Origin of the sequence: Luteimonas abyssi (assembly GCF_001482195.1) — a bacterium.
Classification (GTDB): domain Bacteria; phylum Pseudomonadota; class Gammaproteobacteria; order Xanthomonadales; family Xanthomonadaceae; genus Luteimonas; species Luteimonas abyssi.
In genome coordinates this window covers 3,547,686-3,571,548 of record NZ_KQ759763.1, presented here as the reverse complement: position 1 = coordinate 3,571,548, position 23,863 = coordinate 3,547,686, and the positions used below count along the sequence as shown (strand labels likewise).

The 23,863-nt window shown below is 71.5% G+C and carries 21 protein-coding genes; 9 read left to right on the top strand and 12 right to left on the bottom strand.

All coding sequences use genetic code 11. From position 1 onward, the window contains the following. Positions 1-102 precede the first annotated feature (102 nt). The gene (locus RG19_RS15375) at positions 103-504 is read left to right on the top strand and encodes a hypothetical protein (RefSeq protein WP_058836038.1); all 402 of its coding nucleotides are present in this window, start codon (positions 103-105) and stop codon (positions 502-504) included. A gap of 224 nt (positions 505-728) precedes the next feature. Here the strand turns inward: RG19_RS15375 and RG19_RS15370 are convergent, their stop codons facing one another. The 3 genes from RG19_RS15370 to RG19_RS15360 form a co-directional block, all read right to left on the bottom strand. Beyond that, the gene (locus RG19_RS15370) at positions 729-1,835 is read right to left on the bottom strand and encodes a hybrid sensor histidine kinase/response regulator (RefSeq protein WP_058836037.1); all 1,107 of its coding nucleotides are present in this window, start codon (positions 1,833-1,835) and stop codon (positions 729-731) included. A 134-nt stretch (positions 1,836-1,969) separates the two neighbouring features. Next, entirely contained in the window at positions 1,970-2,506 is a 537-nt protein-coding gene (locus tag RG19_RS15365) for a pseudouridine synthase (protein WP_058836036.1), read from the bottom strand. Between the two features lie 88 nt (positions 2,507-2,594). Then, positions 2,595-3,509 carry a class I SAM-dependent methyltransferase gene (locus tag RG19_RS15360; RefSeq protein WP_082672715.1) on the bottom strand — a complete coding sequence of 305 codons (915 nt, stop codon included), beginning with the start codon at positions 3,507-3,509 and terminating at the stop codon, positions 2,595-2,597. A gap of 410 nt (positions 3,510-3,919) precedes the next feature. Between RG19_RS15360 and RG19_RS15355 the strand changes: the two genes are divergently transcribed. Together RG19_RS15355 and RG19_RS15350 are read left to right on the top strand one after the other, a co-directional pair. Further along, the gene (locus RG19_RS15355; RefSeq protein ID WP_058836035.1) at positions 3,920-4,270 is read left to right on the top strand and encodes a hypothetical protein; all 351 of its coding nucleotides are present in this window, start codon (positions 3,920-3,922) and stop codon (positions 4,268-4,270) included. Positions 4,271-4,375: 105 nt separating this feature from the next. Beyond that, positions 4,376-4,729 carry a hypothetical protein gene (locus RG19_RS15350; protein WP_058836034.1) on the top strand — a complete coding sequence of 118 codons (354 nt, stop codon included), beginning with the start codon at positions 4,376-4,378 and terminating at the stop codon, positions 4,727-4,729. A gap of 72 nt (positions 4,730-4,801) precedes the next feature. On the opposite strand, the gene RG19_RS15345 is transcribed toward RG19_RS15350, so the two are convergent. Continuing rightward, entirely contained in the window at positions 4,802-5,728 is a 927-nt protein-coding gene (locus RG19_RS15345) for a LysR substrate-binding domain-containing protein (protein ID WP_058836033.1), read from the bottom strand. Positions 5,729-5,832: 104 nt separating this feature from the next. On the opposite strand from RG19_RS15345, the gene RG19_RS15340 reads away from it, so the two are divergent. After that, on the top strand, positions 5,833-6,018 hold the full coding sequence (locus tag RG19_RS15340) for a hypothetical protein (protein ID WP_157515294.1): 186 nt from the start codon (positions 5,833-5,835) through the stop codon (positions 6,016-6,018). 99 nt (positions 6,019-6,117) lie between these two features. Here the strand turns inward: RG19_RS15340 and RG19_RS15335 are convergent, their stop codons facing one another. Continuing rightward, positions 6,118-8,349: an NADP-dependent isocitrate dehydrogenase gene (locus tag RG19_RS15335; RefSeq protein WP_058836031.1), complete on the bottom strand. Its 2,232-nt coding sequence runs from the start codon at positions 8,347-8,349 to the stop codon at positions 6,118-6,120. Positions 8,350-8,994: 645 nt separating this feature from the next. Next, positions 8,995-9,483, bottom strand: coding sequence for an Lrp/AsnC family transcriptional regulator (locus RG19_RS15330; protein ID WP_058836030.1), 489 nt, complete (start codon positions 9,481-9,483; stop codon positions 8,995-8,997). A 315-nt stretch (positions 9,484-9,798) separates the two neighbouring features. On the opposite strand from RG19_RS15330, the gene RG19_RS15325 reads away from it, so the two are divergent. Genes RG19_RS15325 through RG19_RS15305 form a run of 5 tightly spaced genes read left to right on the top strand, consistent with a single transcriptional unit; the run spans position 9,799 to position 17,516 of the window. Continuing rightward, on the top strand, positions 9,799-12,042 hold the full coding sequence (locus RG19_RS15325; RefSeq protein WP_058836029.1) for a TonB-dependent receptor: 2,244 nt from the start codon (positions 9,799-9,801) through the stop codon (positions 12,040-12,042). Positions 12,043-12,080: 38 nt separating this feature from the next. Beyond that, positions 12,081-13,601 (top strand): amidase family protein, encoded by a 1,521-nt coding sequence (locus tag RG19_RS17935; RefSeq protein WP_162267090.1) that lies wholly within the window; start codon positions 12,081-12,083, stop codon positions 13,599-13,601. Beyond that, entirely contained in the window at positions 13,598-15,850 is a 2,253-nt protein-coding gene (locus RG19_RS15315) for a prolyl oligopeptidase family serine peptidase (protein WP_058836027.1), read from the top strand. Before RG19_RS17935 ends, RG19_RS15315 begins: the two co-directional genes overlap by 4 nt. Further along, positions 15,850-16,479 (top strand): FMN-binding negative transcriptional regulator, encoded by a 630-nt coding sequence (locus RG19_RS15310; protein WP_058836026.1) that lies wholly within the window; start codon positions 15,850-15,852, stop codon positions 16,477-16,479. Before RG19_RS15315 ends, RG19_RS15310 begins: the two co-directional genes overlap by 1 nt. Next, positions 16,476-17,516, top strand: a complete 1,041-nt coding sequence (locus RG19_RS15305; RefSeq protein WP_058836025.1) for an alpha/beta hydrolase — start codon at positions 16,476-16,478, stop codon at positions 17,514-17,516. Before RG19_RS15310 ends, RG19_RS15305 begins: the two co-directional genes overlap by 4 nt. Here RG19_RS15305 and panE read toward each other — a convergent pair. The 6 genes from panE to RG19_RS15275 all read right to left on the bottom strand — a co-directional run bounded on the left by panE (position 17,486) and on the right by RG19_RS15275 (position 23,660). Then, positions 17,486-18,427, bottom strand: coding sequence for a 2-dehydropantoate 2-reductase (panE, locus tag RG19_RS15300; RefSeq protein ID WP_058836024.1), 942 nt, complete (start codon positions 18,425-18,427; stop codon positions 17,486-17,488). The genes RG19_RS15305 and panE overlap by 31 nt on opposite strands. Before the next feature lie 216 nt (positions 18,428-18,643). Beyond that, complete coding sequence (locus RG19_RS15295; protein WP_157515292.1) at positions 18,644-19,171, bottom strand: hypothetical protein; 528 nt, start codon at positions 19,169-19,171, stop codon at positions 18,644-18,646. A gap of 196 nt (positions 19,172-19,367) precedes the next feature. Beyond that, positions 19,368-19,763 carry a LysM peptidoglycan-binding domain-containing protein gene (locus tag RG19_RS15290; RefSeq protein WP_082672713.1) on the bottom strand — a complete coding sequence of 132 codons (396 nt, stop codon included), beginning with the start codon at positions 19,761-19,763 and terminating at the stop codon, positions 19,368-19,370. 79 nt (positions 19,764-19,842) lie between these two features. Beyond that, positions 19,843-20,664 carry an NADPH-dependent 7-cyano-7-deazaguanine reductase QueF gene (queF, locus tag RG19_RS15285; RefSeq protein WP_058836022.1) on the bottom strand — a complete coding sequence of 274 codons (822 nt, stop codon included), beginning with the start codon at positions 20,662-20,664 and terminating at the stop codon, positions 19,843-19,845. A gap of 76 nt (positions 20,665-20,740) precedes the next feature. Next, entirely contained in the window at positions 20,741-22,090 is a 1,350-nt protein-coding gene (locus RG19_RS15280; protein WP_058836021.1) for an amidohydrolase, read from the bottom strand. Between the two features lie 226 nt (positions 22,091-22,316). Then, complete coding sequence (locus tag RG19_RS15275) at positions 22,317-23,660, bottom strand: amidohydrolase (RefSeq protein ID WP_058836020.1); 1,344 nt, start codon at positions 23,658-23,660, stop codon at positions 22,317-22,319. Positions 23,661-23,863 lie beyond the last annotated feature (203 nt).

Sequence of the window (23,863 nt, the reverse complement as noted above, 5' to 3'; positions counted from 1 at the left end):
TCCGGCCCCCAACGACCCCGTCCCCGCCACGATCGCCTCCCGATACTGCCCATCGGCCTCGGCCGGTCCGCCGGCCGCATTCAAAGACAGAAGGATTCCCCCATGAGCAAGTTCGACGTACTGCAGGACCGCGCGCTGGAACTGGCGGGGCACATCGGCGACGGCATCCGCCATACGATTCCCGAACAGGCGGGGAAGTGGCTGCAGACCGGTGCCGCTATCGGCGCGGCCCGGGTCGCGGCACAGACGGCCGGGCGCTCGGTGCGCCGCCATCCCGGGATCTCCGGGTCCGTCGTCGTCGCGGTACTCGCCGGCGCGGGCCTGTTGCTGTGGGCCAACAAGCGCCGCAAGGAACGTCAGCTCGCCAACGGCGGGGAGACGATCGAAGGGCAGGCGCGTCGGGTCGAGGCGCGTCGCGCGCCGCGCAAGACCGCGCGTCGGACCACCAGTCGCGCGGGTACTCGCCGCAGCGGCGCGAGCACGCCGTCGTCTTCGGAAGATTGACGGACGCCCGAGGCACTCCGGCGTCGCGAGGGCTTCCCCGGGTGGCGTGCCCACGACGTCGTTCCCTGCGCGAACACGATGCCGGCCGAGTGCCGGCATCGTCGCGAGGGTGCCCGGATCGTGTCGCGCACGCGGTGTCTGGGTTCCGCGTCGTCAGACCGTGAACCGGGCCGTGCAGCCTCGGCGCATTCCGCCGGCCGGAGCCGACGACGCGCCCGGCGGCATCAGCGGCCGCGCGCCTCCGTGAGTTCCACCACGAACCGGCTGCCGCCGCCTTCGCGGTCTTCGTACCAGAGCTGGCCGCCGACGTTGGTCACGATCTGCTTGGCCAGCGACAGGCCCAGGCCGGTGGAATTGACGTCCGATGCCGGGTTCACGCCCTCGTGCATGCGCACGAACGGCTTGAACAGCTCGCGCTGGCGCGAGTTCGGAATGCCGGGACCGCGATCTTCCACCACCAGCTGCCAGTAGCCCGGCGAACCCGGGCGGCAGGCCACGTCGACATCGCTGTCGGGGGCGTACTTCATCGCGTTGGTGACGAGGTTCTCGGCCACCTGGCGCAACACCAGCGGGTCGATCGCCACCCGGCCGCATTCGGTCCCGTTCGTATTGATGCGCATCGCGCGCCCACGCGCCTCGAACTGCAGGCCGTAGCGATTCTCCAGCCACTCCACGGTTTCCTGCAGCGACGTGGTGGCGTTGCGTTCGGTGTCCTCGCGACGACTGCGCTGGGTCTCGAGATAGCGCTTGATGTAGCCCAGCGCATCGTTGGCGCTGTCGTAAATGGTTTCCAGGTAGCGCGGCACGCGCTCCTCGCCCACGCCGTTGTTGCGCAGGATGTCGCTGGCGAACAGCACCGAGCTGAGCGGGTTCTTCAGGTCGTGCGCGACCAGGTTCACCAGTTCCTGGCGCTCGCGTGCCACGCGTTCCAGGCGGTCGCGGGTGAGCTTGAGACCGACGTGCGCGCTGACCCGGGCCAGCAGCTCCTCGGGCAGGAACGGTTTGGTCACGTAGTCCACCGCGCCGGCGTCGAAGGCGTGCAGCAGCTGCTCCCGGTCGCGTGCGGCGGTCAGGCAGACCACCGGCAGACGCATCAACGCCTCGCGTTGCTTGATCTCGGCCAGGACCGCGAAACCGTCCATGCCGGGCATGAGCACGTCGAGCAGGATCAGATCGGGCAGCGACGCGGTGGCCACCCGCAGCGCCTCCTCACCGTCGCCGGCGTTGAGAACCTCGTAGCCGTTGCGCGACAGCAATGCGCTCACCACCCGCAGGTTCGCGGGTTGATCGTCGACCACCAGAATGCGACCCGCAGCGACCTTGGTCACCATCGGCAGAAAAGACCTGAATAGGAATGGGCAAACGTTAACAGAATGGTGGAAATCGCACTATCAGAACCATGCGCAAGTGCTTGGAACGACGGCCTTTTTTATCCTGAATAGTTCATTTTCGGCATCTTGGGCGGTCATCCGATCTGCCGCCATTGTCCCGGCGACAATCCGTCGAGACGCCAGTCGCCGATGGCCGCCCGGACCAGACGCAGCGTGGGCAGGCCGACCGCCGCGGTCATCCGCCGGACCTGCCGGTTGCGTCCCTCGCGCAGCGTGATCTCGAGCCAGCCGTCGGGCACGGTCTTGCGATGGCGCACCGGGGGATCGCGCGGCCACAGGTCCGGTGGCGGCAGGGTCCGGACCCGGGCCGGCCGGGTCGGCCCGTCGCGCAGCACCGGGCCGGCGCGCAAGGCGTCCAGGCGCGCGGGATCGGCCTCGCCTTCCACCTGCACCCAGTAGCGCTTCGGCAGCTTGTGGCGCGGGTCGCTGATGCGGTGGATCAGCGGGCCGTCGTCGCTGAGCAGCAACAGGCCCTCGCTGTCGTGATCGAGGCGGCCGGCCGGGTAGACCCCCGGCGGCAGCCCGAAGCCGGCCAGCGTCGGCCGGGGCGGCGTGCTGCGGTCGGTGAACTGGCACAGCACGCCGAACGGCTTGTTGAAGGCGATGAGCATGAAGGGAACCGGGCGTCGTGTCGGCCGCGGCCGCGCCGGGACGCACGGCGCGGCCGATGTCCGGCGCCCGCCGCGCGCCCGGTCGGCGTCAGCCCGCCGCCGGCTTCACGAAGCGGAGCGTCATCCGGTCGCTTTCGCCGATCTCCCGATAGGTGTCGGCGTCCGCATCGTCGTGGCGGTTGGAGGGTGGCAGGGTCCACACGCCGTTCGGGTGGTCCTTGGTGTCGCGCGGATTGGCATTGACCTCGCTGCGTGCATCGAGCTCGAAACCCGCCGCCTCGGCCAGGGCGATCACGGTGGCCTCGGCCACGTAGCCGGACCGGTCGTCGGCCGGCAGTTCGGTGGCGGCGCGATGCTCCACCACGCCCAGCACGCCGCCCGGCTTCAGCACCGCGTGGAAACCCTCGAACATCGCCGGCGCATTGCCGGACATGATCCAGTTGTGGACGTTGCGGAAGGTCAGCACCGCATCGGCGGAGCCGTCGCGGCCGAACGAGGGCGCAGCCGGGTCGTACTGGACCAGGGTGGAGCGGCCGAAGACCGCCTGCGGCTCGCCGCCCTGGCGGGCGAGCAGTTCGTCGCGGGCGCGGGTGGGGTAGTCGCGACGGTCCTCGGCGACGGTGTCGGGATCCACGACGGCGCCCACGTAGGTGCCGCGCTCGTGCAGATACGGCGCCAGCAATTCCATGTACCAGCCGCCGCCCGGGGTGATCTCGACCACGGTCATGTCAGGGCGGATGCCGAAGAACGCGAGCGTTTCCTTCGGATTGCGCCACGGGTCTCGCGCGACGAACTCCGGCGTGCGCCAGTCGCCGGCGATCACCCGGTCGAGGGCGGCGTCGACGTCGGCCGCCGGTGCGCCCTGCCCGTCGGCGGGACGGCCGCCCGGTGCCGTGTCGGCTGCTGGGGGCTCGGTCTGGGCGGGTGCGGATGCGTCGGTGGCATCGGTGCCGCATGCGACGAGCAGGGCGGACAGGAGCGGGACGAGCAGCAGGGGCTTCATGAAGGCCGATCTCTCCGGAAACGGGGGCACAGGGTAGCCGTCTACGGAGGCGCCGGCACGCGGCGGTGCGGTCCAGCGACGCGCTCGGTCGGGTGCTTCGAGCGGAGCGCGCATGCGACCGTCTTCGCAGGGTCACCACTTCGTGCGCGCTACGTTCGACCGCCCTCCACAGGAGCGCCCGCGATGTCCGCCCACCGGGATCCGCATCCGACCGCCGAAAGCGACCGTACGCGCGTCGGCCGGCACCCTGCGGTCCGTGCGGTGGGATGGAGCATCCGTGGTCGGCGTCTCCGTACGCGGTCGCGCGCAGCCATAATCGGCACCGGCGCATCGTGTGCGACGTGGAGCGACATGACATCCGGTTTCTTCTTCCCGCAGCGCCTCCCGGCACGCGTCCCGAGGCTGCAGCGATGAGCGTGACGCTCCTGCTCGGCGCGCTCGGGCTCGTGCTGGCCTGCATGGGTCTGACCCTGGCCGCGCGCTGGCGGCGCTTGCGGCGGACTTCCGTCACCACCGGCGGTCGTCGCCTCGCCGCGCGGCGGGCGGCGGCATGGCCGCTGCGGGTGCTGTCGCTGTGGTTGCTGGGGGTGTCCCTGGCCGGCGTGCTGCGTCCGGACTGGCCGACGGCACCTTATGCGGGCCTGTGGGGCGTGGTGCTGGTGCTGCTGGTGGCACTGCCGTTGCGGCGCGGCCTGCGGCGCCGCACGCGCGCGGGTGCGGGCCAAGCATGGTCCGGGCGGTCCACTGCCGCAACGGAATGACCAAGTGTGAGCCGGGTGGCTTGCCCGGCGCAGCGGCCTGCCGTAGCGTGCGACCTGCGGGCGCCGCCCGATCGATTGTTCCCCCCAGCAACGCCACCGAACACGATGAGCGTGACTGCCGATCTCGATGCGTGCACCCGGGTCGCCGTGGAGTTCGCGACCAAATTGATCCATGGCAAATATGCCGGGGCGCACTTGTTGTTGTCGAACGACGCGCGCGACGACTGGCCGCCTTCGGCCTTGCGCGAGGCCTATCAGGAACTCGTCGACTGGACCGGGCCGGCGCCGGATCGGGTCGAGATCGCCCGGACCCGGCAGGACTGGGACGGCCGCGACGACGACGATGTCGGCTGGGTCTACCTGCTGTTGTCCGGTGGCGAAACCGAGGGGCTCGCCCTGACGGTCAGCCGCGAACAGGCGCGCGTGGTGATCCGCGATATCGAATGGGGGCGTCTCTGAGACGTTGAACGGCATGCGGCCCCGGCGGGGCCGTCTGCGCGACACCGGTTCGATCGATCGCGTCCGCTGCCGTCAGCCGTCCGATGTGGAGGGGTCCGCGGCCGCTGCCGGTGCCATCGTGTGGCGGGTGTGTTCGGCGGCCTGCGCATGCAGCCAGGTGCGGAAGGCGAGAAAGCCGGCGTGGTCGGCCGAGCGCGGCGGGTACACCAGGTAATGCCGCCAGGGCGTCCTCAGTCGGTGTGGCGACAACGCCACCAGCTGTCCGGAATCGAGCAGCAGCCGCGCGCGGGTGACCCGGCCCAACGCCACGCCGACACCTTCGAGCGCGGCGCGGTGGTGCGACTCCGAATCGTCGAACACCGCCACGTAGCGGATCGGCGGCCGCTCGCCGGCGAGCTCGAACCAGCGCGTCCAGTCGCCATCGGGATCGCCCAGCAGCGGCCAGTCCGCCAGCACCGTGCGCCCTTCGGCGTGCATGCGCGCGATCAGGGCAGGGCTCGCCATCGGCACCAGCCACTCGTCGAGCAGGGGTTCGGCGGTCACGCCCGGCCAGTGGCCGTGGCCGGCCCGCATCGCCGCATCGATGTGGGGTTCGGCATCGAAGTCCACCACGCGTCCGCTCGACAGCAGGTTGAGTTCGATCTGCGGATGCACGCGCACGAAGTCGCCCAGCCGCGGCACCAGCCAGGCCGAGGCCATGGTGGGAATGATGCTGAGGGTGAACACATCCTGCCGCCGCGCCGGAAACGGCTGCAGTGCCTGGGCGATGGCCTGCAGGTGCGGGGCCACCTGATCGAACAGGCGGCGCCCGTCGCGGGTCAGCGACACGCCGCGCGGGTGACGTTCGAGCAGGCGGTGCCCCAGGTGGTCCTCGAGTACCCGCATCTGGTGGCTGAGCGCGCTGACGGTGAGGTTCATCGACGCGGCCGCGCGGGTGATGTTGCCGATCCGGGCGATGGCCATGAAACCCTGCAGCGTGTGGAGCGGAGGGCGCGACATGGGTTGAAATTCCTTCAAGTCAGGCTTGAGAAAAGGTCGCTTTCTGCACGATCTGCACCGGCCTATCTTGGATGAAATTCAATGCGAGAGGTATGGACATGCGCATGTTCCGCGATCTGCTGTTCCTGCATGGGCATGTCGCCGATATCCGCCTGGCGCGTGAACTGGACAGGCCTCCGGCGTGCGAATCGACGCCGGAGCCCTTGCGATCCGCCGCGGACGCGACGGAGACACCGGCGTCGGATGCCGGTGCATGCGATCTGCGGCCGGTGGACATCGCGAACGGCTGATACGCGAACGCCCCGCACGGGGCGGGGCGTTCGTGGCCGATGCGGAGACGGCCGGTCCGGGCGTGCCCCGCCCGTGCCGGTCGCGTCTGCGCGGTGGGGTCAGGCCTTCAGCGTATCGAGCGCGGCGCTGAAGGTCCGGCTGGGCCGCATCGCCGCTCCGGCCTTGTCCAGGTCGGGATGGTAGTAACCGCCGATGTCGACGGCCTGCCCCTGCGCCGCGGCCAGTTCACCGACGATGGTGTCCTCGGCGTCCGACAGCTGCTGCGCCAGCGGCGCGAACAACGTCTTGAGGGCCGCATCGTCGTCCTGCGCGGCCAGCGCCTGCGCCCAGTACAGGGCCAGATAGAAATGACTGCCGCGATTGTCGAGTTCGCCCAGCTTGCGCGCCGGCGAGCGGTTGTTGTCCAGGATCTGCCCGTTCGCCCGGTCCAGGGCCTGCGCCAGCACGCGGGCGCGTGCGTTGTCGTAGGTCTCGCCCAGGTGCTCGAGCGACGCGGCCAGGGCCAGGAACTCGCCCAGCGAATCCCAGCGCAGGTAGTTCTCGGCCACGAACTGCTGCACGTGCTTGGGTGCCGAGCCGCCGGCGCCGGTCTCGAACAGGCCGCCGCCGGCCATCAGCGGGACCACCGACAGCATCTTGGCGCTGGTGCCGAGCTCCATGATCGGGAACAGGTCGGTCAGGTAGTCGCGCAGCACGTTGCCGGTCACCGAGATGGTGTCCTCGCCCTGGCGGATCCGCGTCAGCGAGGCCTGCATCGCGTCCACCGGCGGCAGGATGCGGATGTCCAGATCGCGGGTGTCGTGGTCCTTCAGGTACCGCTCGACCTTGGCGATGAGCTGGGCGTCGTGCGCGCGCTGCGCGTCGAGCCAGAAGATCGCCGGAGTGCCGCTCAGGCGCGCGCGGCTCACCGCCAGCTTCACCCAGTCCTGGATCGGCGCGTCCTTGGTCTGGCACATGCGCCAGATGTCGCCGGCCTCGACCGCATGCTCGAACACCACCGTGCCGTCCTGGCCGGTCACCCGGACGTGGCCGTCGGCGGGGATCTGGAAGGTCTTGTCGTGGCTGCCGTACTCCTCGGCCTTCTGCGCCATCAGCCCGACGTTGGGCACGCTGCCCATCGTGGCCGGGTCGAACGCACCGTTGGCGCGGCAATCGGCGATCACCGCCTGGTAGATGCCCGCGTAGCTGCGGTCCGGGATCAGCGCCTTGGTGTCCTGCAGCTCGCCCTGCGCGTTCCACATGCGGCCGGAGTCGCGGATCATCGCCGGCATCGACGCGTCGACGATGATGTCGCTGGGCACGTGCAGGTTGGTGATGCCCTTGTCGGAGTTGACCATCGCCAGGCCCGGACGCTGCGCGTACACCGCGTCGATGTCGGCCTTGATCGCGGCCTGCTGCGCGTCGGGCAGCGACGCGATGCTGGCGTAGAGGTCGCCGATGCCGTTGTTGGGGTCGAAACCGGCCGCCTTGAGCGCGTCGGCGTGCTTGTCCAGGGCCGGCTTGTAGAACTCGGTCACCACCACGCCGAACAGGATCGGATCGGAGACCTTCATCATGGTCGCCTTGAGGTGCAGCGAGAACAGCACGCCCTGCGCCCTGGCGTCCTCGATCTGCGCGGTGACGAAGGTCGACAACGCCTTGCGGCTGAGCACCGCGGCGTCCACCACTTCGCCGGCCTGCACCTTCACCGCGTCCTTGAGCACGGTGGTCGTGCCGTCGGTAGCGACCAGTTCGATCTTCAGCGCATCGGCCTGGCCGAGGGTGGCCGAACGCTCGCTGCCGTAGAAATCGCCGCCGTCCATGTGCGCGACATGCGACTTCGAGTCCGCGCTCCATGCGCCCATGCGGTGCGGGTGCTTGCGGGCGAACTGCTTCACCGACGCCGGCGCGCGACGGTCGGAATTGCCCTCGCGCAGCACCGGGTTCACCGCGCTGCCCTTGGTCCGGTCGTAGCGTGCCTTGGTGTCGCGTTCGGCGTCGTCCTTCGGCTCGTCGGGATAGGCGGGCAGATCGAAGCCCTGGGCCTGCAGTTCCTTGATCGCGGCCTTGAGCTGCGGCACCGAGGCGCTGATGTTGGGCAGCTTGATGATGTTGGCGTCCGGCGTCTTGGCCAGTTCGCCCAGTTCGGTCAGGTCGTCGGCCACGCGCTGGGCGTCGCCCAGCCGCTCGGGGAACTGGGCCAGGATGCGCGCGGCCAGCGAGATGTCGCGGGTCTCCACCACGATGCCGGCGGGAGCGGTGAACGCGGCCACGATCGGCAGCAGCGACTGGGTCGCCAGGAACGGGGCTTCGTCGGTCAGCGTGTAGAGGATCTTGGGGGTCTCGGGCATGGAATCGGGCTCGCAGTCTCGATGAACGGGGATGTCGCGCGGCACCGGGAGACGCGGCGCACGGCGGCTGGCCGTGGCGGTCGTGACGCGTCCGGGCGGATCGGACGGTCGTCGGGACGGTCCGGAGCGCTGGCCGGCCATTGTCGCGCGTCGGTCCGGGCAAGGGAAACGCGGGCGTATTGCCGCCGTCGGGATGCATCGTCCCGGCCTCGTCCTGGCCAGCCCGGTGCCGTGCGGAACCCGGCGTGCATGGGTGCCGGCGCGGATGCCGTTCCGGCTGCGCATTCAGCCCGTGTCAGATTTTTCCTACAAGGCGTCGGGGTACGCACCGACAGCCAAACCCCTACATGAGGTGGAGACTGCTGCCCATGCCCCGGCGGCACGGCCCATGCGAAACGCATGGACGCAGCTCCGCAAGGGAACACGGGCCGCCATCTGAGCAAATGGGGATTTGTCGGGCCGGGGCGCTTTGCAATACGGGTATGGAGACCCAAGGGGGTATGGAGGCCCCGGGCCGCCGGTCGTCGTCGACCGACGCGTTCCGCACGGATCGCGGTCTATCCGCATCGCCCCCCGTCTGTACAGGACAGGCGGGGGGCGATGTCTTTTCCGAGCATCGGCGCCGCGCGATGGGGGCGGGCGGGCTCACGCCTTGCGTCGCGAAGACGTCAGCGGATACCCGCTGAACGGTTTGACCTCGTCCATCAGGAAGTGGGACACGATGCGTTCCACGCCGTAGTCGCCGCCCAGCAGCATGCGGGCGATGTCCTTCCACTCGTGCACGTCGTTGACGATCACCCGCAGCATGTAGTCGTGGGCACCGCTGATGCGGCAGGCCTCGACGATCTCGGGCATGTCGAGGATGCGGCGATCGAATTCGCCGAAGCTGTCGAGGGCGTGGCGACCGAAGGTGACCTGCGCCAGCACGATGGTGGCGGTCCGGATCCGGTCCACCGCCACTTGTGCGCGATAGCCGGTGATCAGACCGCGCGCCTCGAGGTCGCGCACGCGGCGCAGGCAGGCGCTGGGTGACAGGGCGACGCGGTCGGCCAGCGCCTGGTTGGTGATCCGGGCGTCCTGCTGCAGCACGTTGAGGATGCGCAGATCGGTGCGGTCGATGTCCTTCGGCAGCATGGCGCGCTTCGCGAGGGGGGCACGTCGAGTCTAAGCCGGTGTGGTGCACGCAGAATCTGCGCGTTTGCCGTGGCCGGCTGGCGGGATCTGCCGTTTTCGTCGGACCCACCGGCGGAATCTATCCTCGTTTCGATGTGCAATTGCAGTCGAATCAATGAGATAGCGATTACGGCGAACGCGTGCGCCGCGCTGGACGCGGTGGATGTCTTCACTTTCCATGGAGGTCGAAGCCGCGAGGCGTCCCGCTGCCGGGAACACCGTGACACCTCGCCGACCATGTCCTGCACCGCCGCATCGCCTCCAGGGGAATCCGCCATGCCGCATGTCCGCCCGCTCGCGCTCGCCGTCCGCACCTGCTGTCTCGCCATGCTGTCCGTCGCACCTGCATGGGCGCAGCAGGTGGATGCGGGGAACGGGGCCGGCGGCAGCGAGGTGATCGCGCTGGATCGTATCGTGGTCACCGCCACCAAGCGCGCCGAGCCGGTGCGCGAGGTCGCGGGGTCGGTCTCGGCCGTCACCGCCGAGCAGCTCGACGCGCTCGGCGCCCAGGGGCTGGCCGACTACGTGCAGCGCACCCCGGGTGTGGTCTTCAACAACTACCAGCCCGGCGTGTCGCACGTCGTGGTGCGGGGCATCGCGACCAGCGCCGGCAACGTGCAGGGGCAGGCGACCACCGGCTACTTCCTCAACGAAGTGCCGCTGACCGAGCCGGGGTGGACGATCGCCGTGCCCGACATCGACGCGTTCGACCTGTCCCGCGTGGAAGTGCTGCGCGGCCCGCAGGGCACGCTGTTCGGATCGGCGTCGATGGGCGGCGCGGTCCATTACGTCGCCAATACCGCCGACCCCGGCGGTTACGACGCCGCCGTGGAGACCACGATCAGCCGCACCCGCAACGCCGATACCGGCTACGCCGCCAAGGCGATGGTGAACCTGCCGGTGCGCGAGGATGTCTTCGCGGTCCGCGCCGTGGCGCAGTACCGCGATGCGCCCGGCTTTCTCGACAACGTCGGCACCGGCCGCAGCGGCGCGAACGACACCAACGTCGCCGGCGGACGGCTGTCGGCGGTGCTGCTGCCCGGCGACGCCACCCGGCTGGAGTGGTTGAGCCTGTGGCAGGACACCGAGGCCGACGACAATGCCTATCGCATGCCGGCCTTCGGCGACCTGGTGCGCAACACCGCGATCGCCGAGCCCACCGGTACCGACGTGGCGATCCACAGCCTGCGGCTCGAACACGATTTCGCCGGCGCCAGCCTGACCGCGGTGGCGTCGCGGCAGGACAAGACCCAGGACTGGCGCTTCGACTTCACCCCGTACCGCGACGGCTACAACGCCGATCTCGGCCTGGATCTGGACACGCCGCTGTACATCGACTCCGGCGGCGAAAGCACCGGCGACAGCCTGGAGCTGCGATTGGCCTCGCATGGAGGCGGCCGGTTCGACTGGCTGGTCGGTGCGATGGTCTTCGACACCGACAAGCGCCTGCACGAGCGTCTCGGCGCGGCGGGCGCCGCGGCCGCGTTCGACCGCTCGCCGGCGTACGGGCCGGGAACCGGCGCCGTCATCGCGCCCGACGGCGAAATCTTCAATGCGTTCGCCACCCGGGTCGAGGGCCGCGAGACCGCGCTGTTCGGCGAGGCGACATGGCGCTTCGCTCCGGACTGGGCGCTGACCCTCGGCGGCCGCCTGTTCCGCACCCGTGTCGACGAAACCAGCACCCAGGTCGGCTTCAGCACCTTTCCCGGGGCACCGGTGGTCACCCCGGCGGCGACCCGCGAGAGCGGCTTCACGCCGAAGGTCTCGCTGGCGTGGTCGCCCAGCGATCGGGTGATGGTCTATGCGCTGGCGTCGGAAGGATTCCGCTTCGGCACGCCCAACACGCCGGGGCTGAGTGCGTTCCCGGTGCCCTCGGGGTCGCGCAGCGACAGCCTGCGCAACTACGAACTCGGCGCACGCACCAGCTGGCTCGACCAGCGCCTGTGGCTGGACGCGACCGCCTTCTACGTCGACTGGAGCGATATCCAGTTGCGCCTGCAGACGCCGGATTTCTTCAACTACGCGGCCAACGGCGGCAAGGCCAGCAGCCAGGGCATCGAGTTCTCCGCGCAGTGGCGGCCGAATGCGATGTTCGACCTGGTGCAGACCACCACCTGGCAGCAGGCCCGCCTGGACGAGGATCTCTTCATCCTCTGGTACGGCACCGCGCCGAAGGGCGCGCGCCTGCCGGGGTCGGCGGACTGGTCGACGACCACGGCCGCCAACGTGCACTTCGGCGGCCGCTACGCACCGACGCTGTCGCTGTCGCACCAGTACCTGTCCGAAGGCATCAGCGATCTCAACTCGGCGGTACCCGGCGCGCCGGCGAACCGGCAGGGCGATTACCACCAGGTGGACCTGCGCGTCCGGTTGCGCCTGGGCACTACCGATCTGACCCTGTTCGGCACCAATCTGGGCGACACCCGCGGCGTCACCCGCAGCGTGGCCGAGGTCAACGGTCTGGGCGAGGGCATCCTGCGCCCGCGTACGTTCGGCATGACGGTGCACTGGCGGCTATGACCGGTTCGCAGACCCCTGCGCCACAGGCGGATGCGGTCGTGTCCGTCCCGCGCGCGCCGGCCGCGGCCGGGCCCGGCGACGCGCCCCAGGAGGCGATCGCCGCCGCCATGGCGCTGGGCCGGCTGGACGCGCACGACCAGGCCGCCCTGGTGCGGACCGGGCAGCGGGACGCCACGGATCTCGCCGAGGCCGCCATCGTGCGCGCCGGATGCCTGGATCCCGCGCTGGGCGCGCTGAGCCATCGCGCGTTCGCGGCCGCGCGGGCGCAGGCCGCCGCGCTGGACGTCGCGCGCCGCGCCGGCCGCGAGCTGCCGGCCATGGCCGGCGTGCCTTGGCTACCGAAGGATTCGCTGGATATCCCCGGCATGCCCAGCCGAGGCGGTTCGCGCACGCGCACATCGGTACCGGCATCGGCCGCCTGGCCGTACGCGCGCCGGCTCGAGGACGCCGGCCTGGTCGCGATCGGCAAGAGCGCGATGCCCGAATTCGGGCTGATGCCATCGAGCGAGCCGCTGCTCGGCCCGGTGGTCGCCAATCCCTGGTCGCTGGCGCACTCGCCCGGCGGATCCAGCGGCGGCGCGGCCGCGGCGGTGGCGGCGGGTATCGTGCCGCTGGCGCACGGCAGCGACGGCGCGGGCTCCATCCGCATGCCGGCCGCATGTTGCGGCGTGGTGGGCCTGAAGCCGGGGCGGGGCGCCCAGGTGCGCGCCCGCGGCCACCATGCGATCGAGGATCTGCTGGTCTCCGACGGCCTGCTCGCGCGCAGCGTGCGCGACGTGGCCTGGGCCTTCGCGGCCACCCACCCGCGGACGCCGGCGGTGGTGACCGCACCGTCCGCGCGCCGCCTGCGCATCGGTGTGCTCGCCGACGGTCTCACCGGCGAGGCGCCGCATCCCGAGGTCGCCCGCGCACTGGAAGCGGCCGCGACGCTGTGCGCCGGCCTCGGCCATGGGGTCGATGCATGTGCCTGGCCGGTCCCGCAGGCGGACCTGGCGCGCGCGCTGACCCATCTGTGGTCGTGTCTGGCGGGCGACGCGGAACAGCTCGCGGCCGCCGCCCTGGGCGCGGATACCGCCGCGCGCGCGCTGGAGCCGTGGACCCGTGCGCTAGCCGCCTGGAACCGCCAGCACTGCGACGGCGACGCGCTCGAGCATGCGTATGCCCTGCTCGGGCGCCTGCCCGCGGCCCTGAGCGCGTTCCATCGCCGCTACGACGTCCTGCTCACGCCGGTCGTCCGCACCCCGCCGCCGCCGCTGGGCGCGCTGGCGCCGGACCGCCCGTTCGAGACGCTGATGCCGGCGCTGTTCGACTGGATGTCCTACACCCCGCTGCAGAACCTGGCCGGTACGCCGGCGATCGCGCTGCCATTGGCGGCCACGCCGACGGGTTTGCCGGTGGGCGTCCAGTTCGCCGCGGATCGCGGCGGTGAGGCACTGCTTCTGGCGCTGGCCCTCGAAGTCGAGCAGGCTGCACCCTGGGCTGGGCGTTGGCCGCCACATTCGGTGGCCGGCGCGCATGCCGACACCTCTCCCTCTCCCCAAGCCCGCCTCACCGCATGACCGATCGCCGTCGTTTCCTGGGTGGCCTCGCCGCCACCACGACCTGGGCGCTGCTGCCCCACTCCCTGCACGCGTCCGCACACGGCAGCGCCGACGATGCCACGACGCCCGTCGCACCCGCCTGGCCGGTGCCGCCGCAGACACCCCGCCATCCCGAGACCGTCGGCCGCTTCGGCGCCCGCCGCACGGACGACTACGCCTGGCTGCGGCCCGACGACTGGCATGCGGTGCTGCGCGATCCGCTGTCGCTGGATGCCGACATCCGCACCGAGGTCGATGCGGAGAACGCCTACCTCGCCACCATGCTGGCGCCGGCGCAGCCCCTGCGCGAGGCGCTCGCCGCGCGCATCGCCGCACGCGAGCCGCTGGCGCAGGCGGAGTTGCCGGTCCGGCAGGGCGGGCACCTGTACCGGGTCCGGCACCCGGTCGGCGCCGAGCACCCGCAGTACCTGCGCCATCCGCTCACCGGCGGTCCCGAGCAGGTGCTGCTCGATCCCGCGGTCGAGAGCGGCGACAGCACGTACTACAACCTGCACTGGAACGGTCCGTCGCGCAGCCAGGATGGCCGCCTGATCGGCTGGGCCGAGGACCGCACCGGCTCCGGCCGGTTCCGCCTGCGCGTGCGCGAGATCGACAGCGGGCGCATGCGCGTGGACGCGATCGAGGACGCCCACGGCGGCTTCGCGTTCTCGCCCGACGGCCGGCACCTGTACTGGGTGGCGCGCAACGACATCGGTCGCGCGGCCGAGGTGCGCCGCCGCGATCTCGACACCGGCGAGGATGTCGCCATCTACGTCGAGCCGATCCCGGCGCTGTACATCTCGCTACGCACCACCGCGTCCGGCCGCTACGTCGTCATCCGCATCTACGACGGCGACCATGCCGAGGTCCGTCTGGTGCCGATGGACGCCCCCACCGCCGCGCCGATACTGGTGGAAGCGCGCACCCCGGGGCTCGACTACGATGTCGACGACTGGAACGACCGGCTGGTGATCCGCACCAATGCCGACGGCGCGGACGACTTCCAGCTGATGACCGCCGATCCGGGCGCCCCCGGCCGCGCGCACTGGCGTGCGTGGGTGCCGCACCGGCCCGGCCACCTGATCACCGCGCTGCATCCGTTCGCCGATGCGCTGGTCCGCGAGGAGTGGCACGACGCCAACCCGCGCCTGGTGCTGATGCGGCCCGACGGGCAGGAGACGCCGGTGGACGTGGATCTGCCGGCCTACACACTGCGCGTGCCGGTCCAGCAGCCCTGGCAGGCGGCGTCGCTGGTGTTCGGCCTGCAATCGCCGGCATTGCCCGAACAGGTCTGCACGCTGGCGCTCGACGACGGCACGGTGGCGCGGACGACCCCGGACATCGCCGCGGACTTCCCCACCGACGCGTACCGCGTACAACGCCTGCAGGCCCGCGCCGCGGACGGCGAAACCGTGCCGATCACCCTGCTGACCCGCCGCGACGCCGCCGTCGATACCCAGGCCCCGCTGCTGCTCTACGCCTACGGCTCGTACGGCGCGTCGGTGGAGCCGCGTTTCGATCCGGCTGCATTGGCGCTGGTGGACGAGGGCTGGCATTACGCCATCGCGCACGTGCGTGGCGGCTCGGAAAAAGGCACGCACTGGTGGCGACAGGTGCTGCGCGAGGGCAAGCCGACCACGTTCACCGATTTCATCGCCTGTGCCGAGCATCTGATCGCGACCGGCCACACCGCACCGCGGCGCATCGTCGCGCGTGGCATGTCGGCCGGTGGCCTGCTGGCGGGTGCGGTCTATGCGCAACGCCCCGATCTGTGGGCAGGCGCCATCGCCGAGGTCGCGTTCGTCGACGTGCTCAACACGATGGAGCAGTTCGACACCCACCCGCTGGGGACCGGCGCGCTGCCGATCTGGGGCGACCCGCGCATTCCCGCCCAGCACGCCTCGATGGCGGCGTGGTCGCCGTACGAGCGGTTGCGGCCGGCCGACTATCCGGCGCTGCTCGCCACCGGCGCGGTCGCCGACGAGCGGGTGGGCTTCTACGAGCCGCTCAAGTTCGCCGCGCGCGCACGTGCGCTGACCACCGGGCACCGGCCGATCATGGCCCACATCGAACTCGACGGCGGGCACGGCGGCGCCAGCGGCGCCTCGGCCGCGCGGATCCAGGAGGCGCGGTTGCTCGCGTTCGCGATCTGGGCCGCCGACGACCGCTGGGGCGCGGTGCCGCAGCGTCCAGGCGATGCCGGCGCCGGGTCGGGAGCGGCAGGCTGATGGGCCACGCCCGCGACAGCCGTTACGCCGCACGCAGCCAGGACGACATCCTCGCCCTGCTGCGCGCGCAGCCGATGGCCTGGTTGGTCTCGGCAGGCGGCGACGATGCCGCGTTCACCCCGTTGCCGCTGCGGGCCGGGCTGGACGCCGCCGGCCGGCTGACGGCGCTGCGCGGCCATCTGGCGCTGCGCAACCCGCACCTGGCGCGCCTGCGTCGCGATCCGCGCGCGCAGGCGCTGGTGCTCGGGCCGCACGCCTATATCTCGCCGGGTTGGCTGGACGACCGCACCCAGGCGCCGAGCTGGAACTACGCAGCCGTGGCGTTCGAACTCGAGGTCCGCATCGAGACCGCGGCCGATGCGGTCGGTGCCGAGCTCGATGCCCTGGTGTCGCAGATGGAGGCGGGGCGTCCCGCCCCCTGGCGGACGCAGGAGATGGGCGCGCGCTATGCCGGCCTCGCCGCCGGGGTGGCGGCGCTGCACGGGCGGATTCTCGACACCCGCGCCACCTTCAAGCTCGGCCAGGACGAACGCCCCCACGACTTCGCGCAGATCCTCGCCGGTCTGCAGGCGACCGGCGCCGATGCGCTCGCCGGCTGGATGGGCGAGTTCGACGGGAGCCGCCGGTGAGCCGGGGACAGGTCGATCGCGACTGCCAGCGCTTCGTCGACGAGGTCTGCGCGGCGTCCGCGCGCTTGCGTGCGGAGGCGGGGGGAACCCCGGACCTGCCGCGTATGCGCGCGATCGCCGAGCAGGTGCGCGCGCCGTGGCGCCGGGGCGGGCCGGAGGTGTCCGCGCAGGACTTCGAGATCCCGCTGGCCGGCGACGCCTGCCGGGTGCGGGTGTACCGCCCGGCGGACCTCGTGTCGCCCGCGCCCATGCTGCTGTATCTGCACGGCGGCGGCTGGACGATGTTCAGCGTCGACACCCACGACCGGCTGATGCGCGAGTACGCCGCGCAGGCGCGCGTGGTCGTGGTCGGTATCGATTACGCGCTCGCGCCGGAGCACCCGTATCCGCTGGCGTTGCAGCAGTGTCTGGCGGCCGTGGCCTGGTTGTGCGGCAGCGCCGACACGCTCGGCGTGGATCCCACGCGGCTGGCCCTGGGCGGCGATTCCGCCGGTGCCAATCTGGCGCTGTCGACAGCCCTGCTGCTGCGCGAGGTCGAGCCGTTTCCGGGCCCGCGCGCATTGCTGCTCAACTACGGCGCGTTCGACACCGAGATGTCGGCACAGGCGCAGCGCGACCTCGGCGGCGGCGACGCCATGCTGACCGCCGCGGAGATGAACACCTTCTGGCGGCACTACCTCGGCGCATCGGTCGTCGCGCGCCGCGACGTCCTGGCGCAACCGTTGCGCGCGGCGTTGCACGGGCTGCCGCCGGCCTGCGTGATCGCGGCCGGCCGCGACGTGCTGTGCGAGCAGAGCGAGGCCCTGCATGCGCGGCTTCGCGACGCCGGCGTGCACAGCGAACTGAAGCGCTACGACAACGCGCCGCACAGCTTTCTCGAAGCGATGTCGATCTCGGCCCTGGCGCGCCGCGCGATCGCCGACGGCGCGACGTTTCTCGCCGGCCGGCTGCATGCCGACGCCGGTGCGGTGGCGGCCGCGGCCGAGGCCGAGCGTGTTGCCGAGGGTCAGCCGTTGCGCGAACGCGACGCTTCGTAGGCCTGCAGGTGGCACCAGGCGGCGTCCAGGACCGGCGCCGCCTGGCCGGCGGCGCGTGCCCGCGCCCGCATGTCGCCGACGATATGCGCGGCCTCGACCCGGTGCCCGGCCTCGAGATCGTGCAGCATCGACGCCTTGAGCGATGAACCGGCCTGGCACAGCTGACCGAGTGCGGTCTCGCGTGCGGCGTCGGGCACCGGGTGTCCGGCGGCCTCGGCCGCGGCCAGGGTTTCGGCATACAGCGCGGCCATCAGGTCCGGGCCGCCCTCGGTCGCGGCGATGCCGCCGATGTCGCTGCGCATCAGGCAGGTGCCGGCCGCCAGCGATGCGAGGAAGGTGAACTTGGTCCATTGCTCGCGGGCGATGGCGTCGGTGTGCAGCGTGCGGATACCGGCGGCCTCGCACAGTGCGGCGAACCGGGCGCAGCGCTCGCGCGCCACGCCGTCGCGCTCGCCGAACGTGATCGAGGCGAAACGACTGTGGTGGACGATCGCGCCATCGGCCGCCTTGGTGACGCTGATGAAACACAGCCCGCCGACCACCCGCTCGGCGCCGAAGCGGGCATCGAGCGAGGCGTAGTGGCGCAAACCGTTGAGGATCGGCAGCACCGCCGTCTCGGCACCGACCGCAGGCGCGATCGCGTCCAGTGCGGCGTCGAGGTCGTAGGCCTTGCAGCTCAGCACGATCAGGTCGAACGGTGCCCGCGCCGCCGCCTCCGCTACGGTGTCGGCGGTGAGCGTCTTCACCGCGAGATCGGCATCGCCCAGCGGACTGCGCAGACGCAGACCGTCGCGTGCGAGCACTTTCGCGCGTTCGACTCGGACGAGGAACGTGACATCGGCGCCGGACGCGGCCAGACGGCCGCCGAAGTAACCGCCGGTCCCGCCGGCACCGAGAACGAGGATGCGCATGAATGTCGGTCTGTCGAAAACGGCGTTCGATGATAGCCCGGCGCTCCGGCGCGTTCCCGGGGGCCGGTATCGGCCTCGCTGCGGTGGGACCTGTCATCCGGCGGGGCGTGTCGTCCCGAAGGCGTGGACGACACGCAACGTCCGCCCGTCACACGCCGGTGCGGGCCCGAGGGCCCGCACCGGCCGGCCAGCGGGCCACCGCCGCCGAGACCGGGGTCACTCCACGGTGAACTCGCGGGTTTGTGCGACCTCGCCGTCGATGGAGATTTCCACGGTGTAGGTGCCGGTCGGCCAGTCTTCCTGGTTGGCGATGCGGAAATTGGTGACGCCGGCGCCATCGGTGTCGAGCGTCTGCGAGGTTTCGTCGACCAACTGGCCGTCCTGGTAGGTCCAGCGCGCGCGCAGGGTGCCGTTGGCCGGCGCGGCGGCGTCGGTGAGGACCGAGGCGACGATGGTCCGGTCGCCGGGCGCGAAGGTGGTCTTCGGATCCGCGACCCGCCCGGCGCCCTCGGCCTGCGTGCCCAGCAGCACGTCGCCGACGGTGATGGCGGCCGGTGCGCGTTCCGATGGCGCGCCGGCCGCGGGCGCCGCCTGATCGGTGGCCGCGGGCGTGGCTGGTGCGGCCACGGGCGGCATCTCCGGCGCGGGCGTTCCGGTGTCGCGATTGCAGGCGCCGAGCAGGGCGACGGCGGCGGTCAGGGTCGTGGCGAGCGTGGCGCGATGCAGCGTGCGGAGCGTGGTCATGGCATGGTCCTCGTGGCGGACCCGCAGGTCCGGGTAGGTCGATGGCGCAAGGGGAATGATCGACAGGGCGGCACCGGTGTCACCCTGGCCCACCGTCCTGCCTCGGTCCGCCGATGACCGGCGTCGACGTGCCGTACGCCGCAGCGCATGGCACTGGCCTGCGTGGACGCGAACGGGCGTGCACCGGCGCCGGCATCTAGCCGTCGTCGCGTGCCGGAATGCGCAGGACCTGCCCGGGCTGGATCAGGTCGGGATCGTCGAGCTGGTCACGATTGGCATCGAACAAGGCGCGCCAATGGCGTGCATCGCCGTAGTACCGCCTGGAGATGCTCGACAGGTTGTCGCCGGTGACCACGGTGTGCGCGCGTTCGCCAGCGGCCTCGCCGGTGGATTCGACCGAGCCGCGGACCTTGCTGAAGTCCGCCGGGGGCGCGGTGTCGTGCCCATGCTCGGCGCTGCCGCGGACCTTCGAAAAGTCGGCGCCCGCGGATGTCGTCCCGGTGCCATGGGCGGCGCCGTCGCGGCCGGTCTCGTCGGAGCCCTCGTGCGGGTCGGCATCGTGCTCGCCGGGGGCGTGTGATGTCGCGGACATGGCCTTCTCCCGTTGGCGCTCGTCAGGCGCCAAGCCTGCCAGCGTCGGGGTTAAGCCCGCATCGAAGATGCGTGAACGACTACTGCTGCCGTTCGCGGGCCGGGGGCGGTGCGGTGCGGTCGGGCGTACCCCGCCAGGGATTGATGTCGAGCCCGCCGCGCCGGGTGTAGCGTGCCTCCACCATCAGCGAAGCGCCGTCGGTGGCACGGGCCAGATCCAGGAAGATGCGTTCCACGCACTGTTCGTGGAACTCCGCGTGGTCGCGGAACGACACCAGATAGCGCAGCAGGCTGGCCGGATCGAGGCGGGGGCCGTCGAGCGCGATGTGCACCGTCGCCCAGTCGGGCTGGCCGGTCACCGGGCAGTTGGATTTCAACAGCGCCGAGCGGAAGCGCTGCGGGCCGGGGGCATCGTCCATGCAGCGCAGCAGGCCGGCGTCGGGTGGCCCGTAGGCATCGATCGCCACGTCGAGCGCATCCAGGTCGCAGGTGTCCGCGACCGGCGCAGCCCACTCGGGCAGGCCGAAGGCGACGTCGACCGCGGCGCCGGCGGTCGCCGACAGGTCGGCGGCGATGGTCGCGCGGACGCTGTCCGGATGGTCGAAGCGGCTGGCGTTGAGGGAATTGAGATAGAGCTTCAGCGATTTCGATTCCACCAGGTGTGGCGAACCCGCAGGCACGTGGAAGGTCGCGGTGGCGACCACCGGCTTGCCGCGGCCGTCGAGCCAGCCCAGCTCGTAAGCGTGCCAGCGGTCGTGGCCGACGAACGGCAGCGCCGCATCGGCCGCCAGGCCCAGCTTCGCGCGGCTGGCGGCACGGGGAATCGGGAACAGCAGCGAGGGATCGTACTGCGCGGGGTAGGCGACGCTGCGCCCGAGGCTGGAGTCCTGGGGGGTATTCATGCGGCGCAAGTGTAGGCGCTTGTCCGCGCGCCGGCGCGCGGCAGGGCGTGGGCGCGGTTCAGCCGGCGTCGGCAGGTCAGCCGGCCGATGGCGCGGGTGCGGGCGGCTCGGCGTCGAGGAAATCGAGGCTGGCCTGCAGCATCGCGCGCAGGCCGAGGTCGAGCGCGGCCTCGTCGACGTCGAACTGCGGCGAATGGTTGCTGGGTGCGGCGGCGGGGTCCTGACCTACCGGCGTGGCGCCGACGAAGAAGAACAACCCCGGCACCTCGCGCGCATACAGCGAGAAATCCTCCGCGCCCATGATCAGCGGCATGTCGACCACCGGCACGTCGCCGGCGGCGGCCTGCAGGCTGGGGCGCATGCGTGCGGTCAGCGCTTCGTCGTTGAAGGTGACGGGGTTGCCGTCCTCGGCCGGGATCTGCGCCTCGATGCGCGCGCCATTGGCCGCGGCGACGTGTTCGGCCACATGGGTCAGGCGCCGGAACACGTCGGCACGCATGTCTTCGTCGAAGGTGCGGATGGTGCCGACCAGGTCCACCGAGTCGGGAATGATGTTGTAGCGGATGCCGCCGTTGATCGCGCCGAACGTCAACACCACCGGCTGCTGGCTGATGTCCATCTGCCGGCTGACGATGGTCTGCGCCTGGCTGACGATCTGCGCCGCGGTCACGATCGGATCCACGCCGCCCCAGGGCCGCGAGCCGTGGGTCTGGCGGCCGATCACGGTCAGGCCGAAGCGGTCGGACGCGGCCATGGTCGGGCCGGCGCGCACGCCGATCTGGTTGGCGTTGAGGGTGCTGAAGACGTGCAGGCCGAAGATCGCGTCCGGCGTGAAATCGGCGAACACGCCTTCCTTCAGCATCAGTCCGGCGCCGCCGTCCTCGCCCTCGGGCGCGCCTTCCTCGGCCGGCTGGAACACGAACAGGATTTCGCCGGCAAGTTGCTCGCGCATGCCGACCAGCGCTTCGGCCACGCCCATCAGGATCGCGGTGTGCGCGTCGTGGCCGCAGGCGTGCATCACGCCGGTGGTCTGGCCGCGATAGGTGTCGGTGACGGTGGATGCGAACGGCAGGCCGGTGGCCTCGGTGACCGGCAGTGCGTCCATGTCCGCGCGCAGCGCCAGCCGCGGTCCGGGGCGTCCGCCCTTGAGCACCGCGGTCACGCCGTGGTGGGCGATGCCGGTGCGCGGCTCCAGGCCCAGGCCGCGCAGGTGTTCGGCGACCAGCGCTGCGGTGCGGGTCTCGCGGTTGGACAGCTCCGGGTGCTGGTGGATGTCGCGGCGCCAGTCGACCACCCGCGCCTGCAGCGCCGCGGCTGCGGTGGCGACGTCGGGCCGCGGCGTCGCGGCGTCGGGCGTCTGTGCGACGACGAGCGCGGGCGAGGCGGCGCAGCACGCGCCGAGCAGGATGGACGCGAAGCGGATCATCTCGATGTTCCCCGTGTGGACCCCATGGCCGATCCTAGCGCGGTCCACGGGGTCGTGTCGGTGTCGCGTCGCGCGAAACCGCTCCGATATGTCGTTCCCGGCCACCCGGCGCAGGTGTGGCGCATTCGGGCCCTCCGGACGCGTCGCCGGGCGCGGCACGCCGGTGCGCGGGGCGCCGACGACACCCGGCGTGCCGACACGCCGGAACGCACAGGCGTCGGGCGCCTCAGCGCCCGGCCTGTGCGCCGTCGAGCAGGTCCAGCGTGGCGCGCAGCATGGCGCGCATGCCGACTTCGAGTGCCGCCTCGTCGGGCGCGTAGTGCGGCGAATGGTTGATCGGCATGCGCTCCGGGTCCTCGCCCGCGGCCGTGGTGCCGACGAAGAAGTACGCGCCGGGCACCGCGTTGGCGAACTGCGAGAAATCCTCGGCGATGGTCTGCAGCGGCATCTCGATCACGTTGTCGGCGCCCACCGTTGCCTGCAGCGACGGCAGCACGCGGCGCGCCAGCTCCGGATCGTTGATCGTCGCCGGCGCGTTGTTGACCACCTGCAGCCCGGCGCTGGCACCGGCGGCCTCGGCGTATCCGGTGGCGATGCGCTCGAAACGATCGATCACGTCCTGGCGCACGTCGGCATCGTAGGTGCGCAGGGTGCCGACCAGGCGGGCGTCGTCGGGGATGATGTTGAAACGCACCCCGCTCTGGAATTGCCCGGCGGTCAGCACCACCGGCGTATTCACGATGTTGATCTGGCGCGCGATCATGCTTTGCGTCGCCAGCAGGATCTGCGCGCCGACGGTGATCGGGTCCACGCCGTCCCACGGCCGCGAGCCGTGGGTCTGGCGCCCGGTGACGGTCAGCGACCACTCGTCGGCGCTGGCCAGCGACGGGCCGGCACGAAACCCGAGCTGACCGGTATGCAGGCCGGCCCAGACATGCAGGCCGAGGATCGCATCGGGCGGCCCGTCGAGATAACGCCCCGGTTCGAACGCGCCTTCGTCGAGCATGCGCCTGGCGCCGAACACCTCGCCCGGCTCCGGCGGCCCTTCCTCGGCCGGCTGGAACACGAACACCACCTCGCCGGCCAGTTGGTCGCGCATGCCGGCCAGCGCTTCGGCCACGCCCATCAGGATCGCCACGTGCATGTCGTGGCCGCAGGCGTGCATCACCCCGACGTCCTGGCCGCGGTAGGTGGCGCGCGCGGTGGACGCGAACGGCAAGCCGGTGGCTTCGGTGACCGGCAGCGCGTCCATGTCGGCGCGCAACGCGATGCGCGGGCCGGGCCGCGCGCCCTTCAGCACCGCGATCACGCCGGTGGGGCCGATGCCGGTGTGCGCGTCGAGGCCCAGGCTGCGCAGGTGATCGGCGACCACCTGGGCGGTGCGGGTCTCCTGGTTGCCCAGCTCGGGGTGCTGGTGCAGATCGCGGCGCCATTCGACCGCTTTGGCCTGCAGCGCCGCGACCGCCTCCAGACGCGTGTCGGCCTGTGCGGCGGCCGGCGCGGCCAGGGCGAGCAGGGCGAGGCACAGCGTGGAGAGTCTGCGCACGGCAGGCGGACGGGCGGGGGACATGGCGGGCTCCTCGTAAGCGGTTCCCGATCCTAGGTCATCGGGTTCGGAGACGGTGGGATGCGGGCGGTGCGGCGGCGGCAGAGCGTCCCTCATCCGTCCCTTCGGGACACCTTCTCCCGCAGGCGGGAGAAGGGAATCCGCCACGGAATGTGTGGAAACCCCTCTCCTGCTTGCGGGAGAGGGGCAGGGGTGAGGGGTGGCGG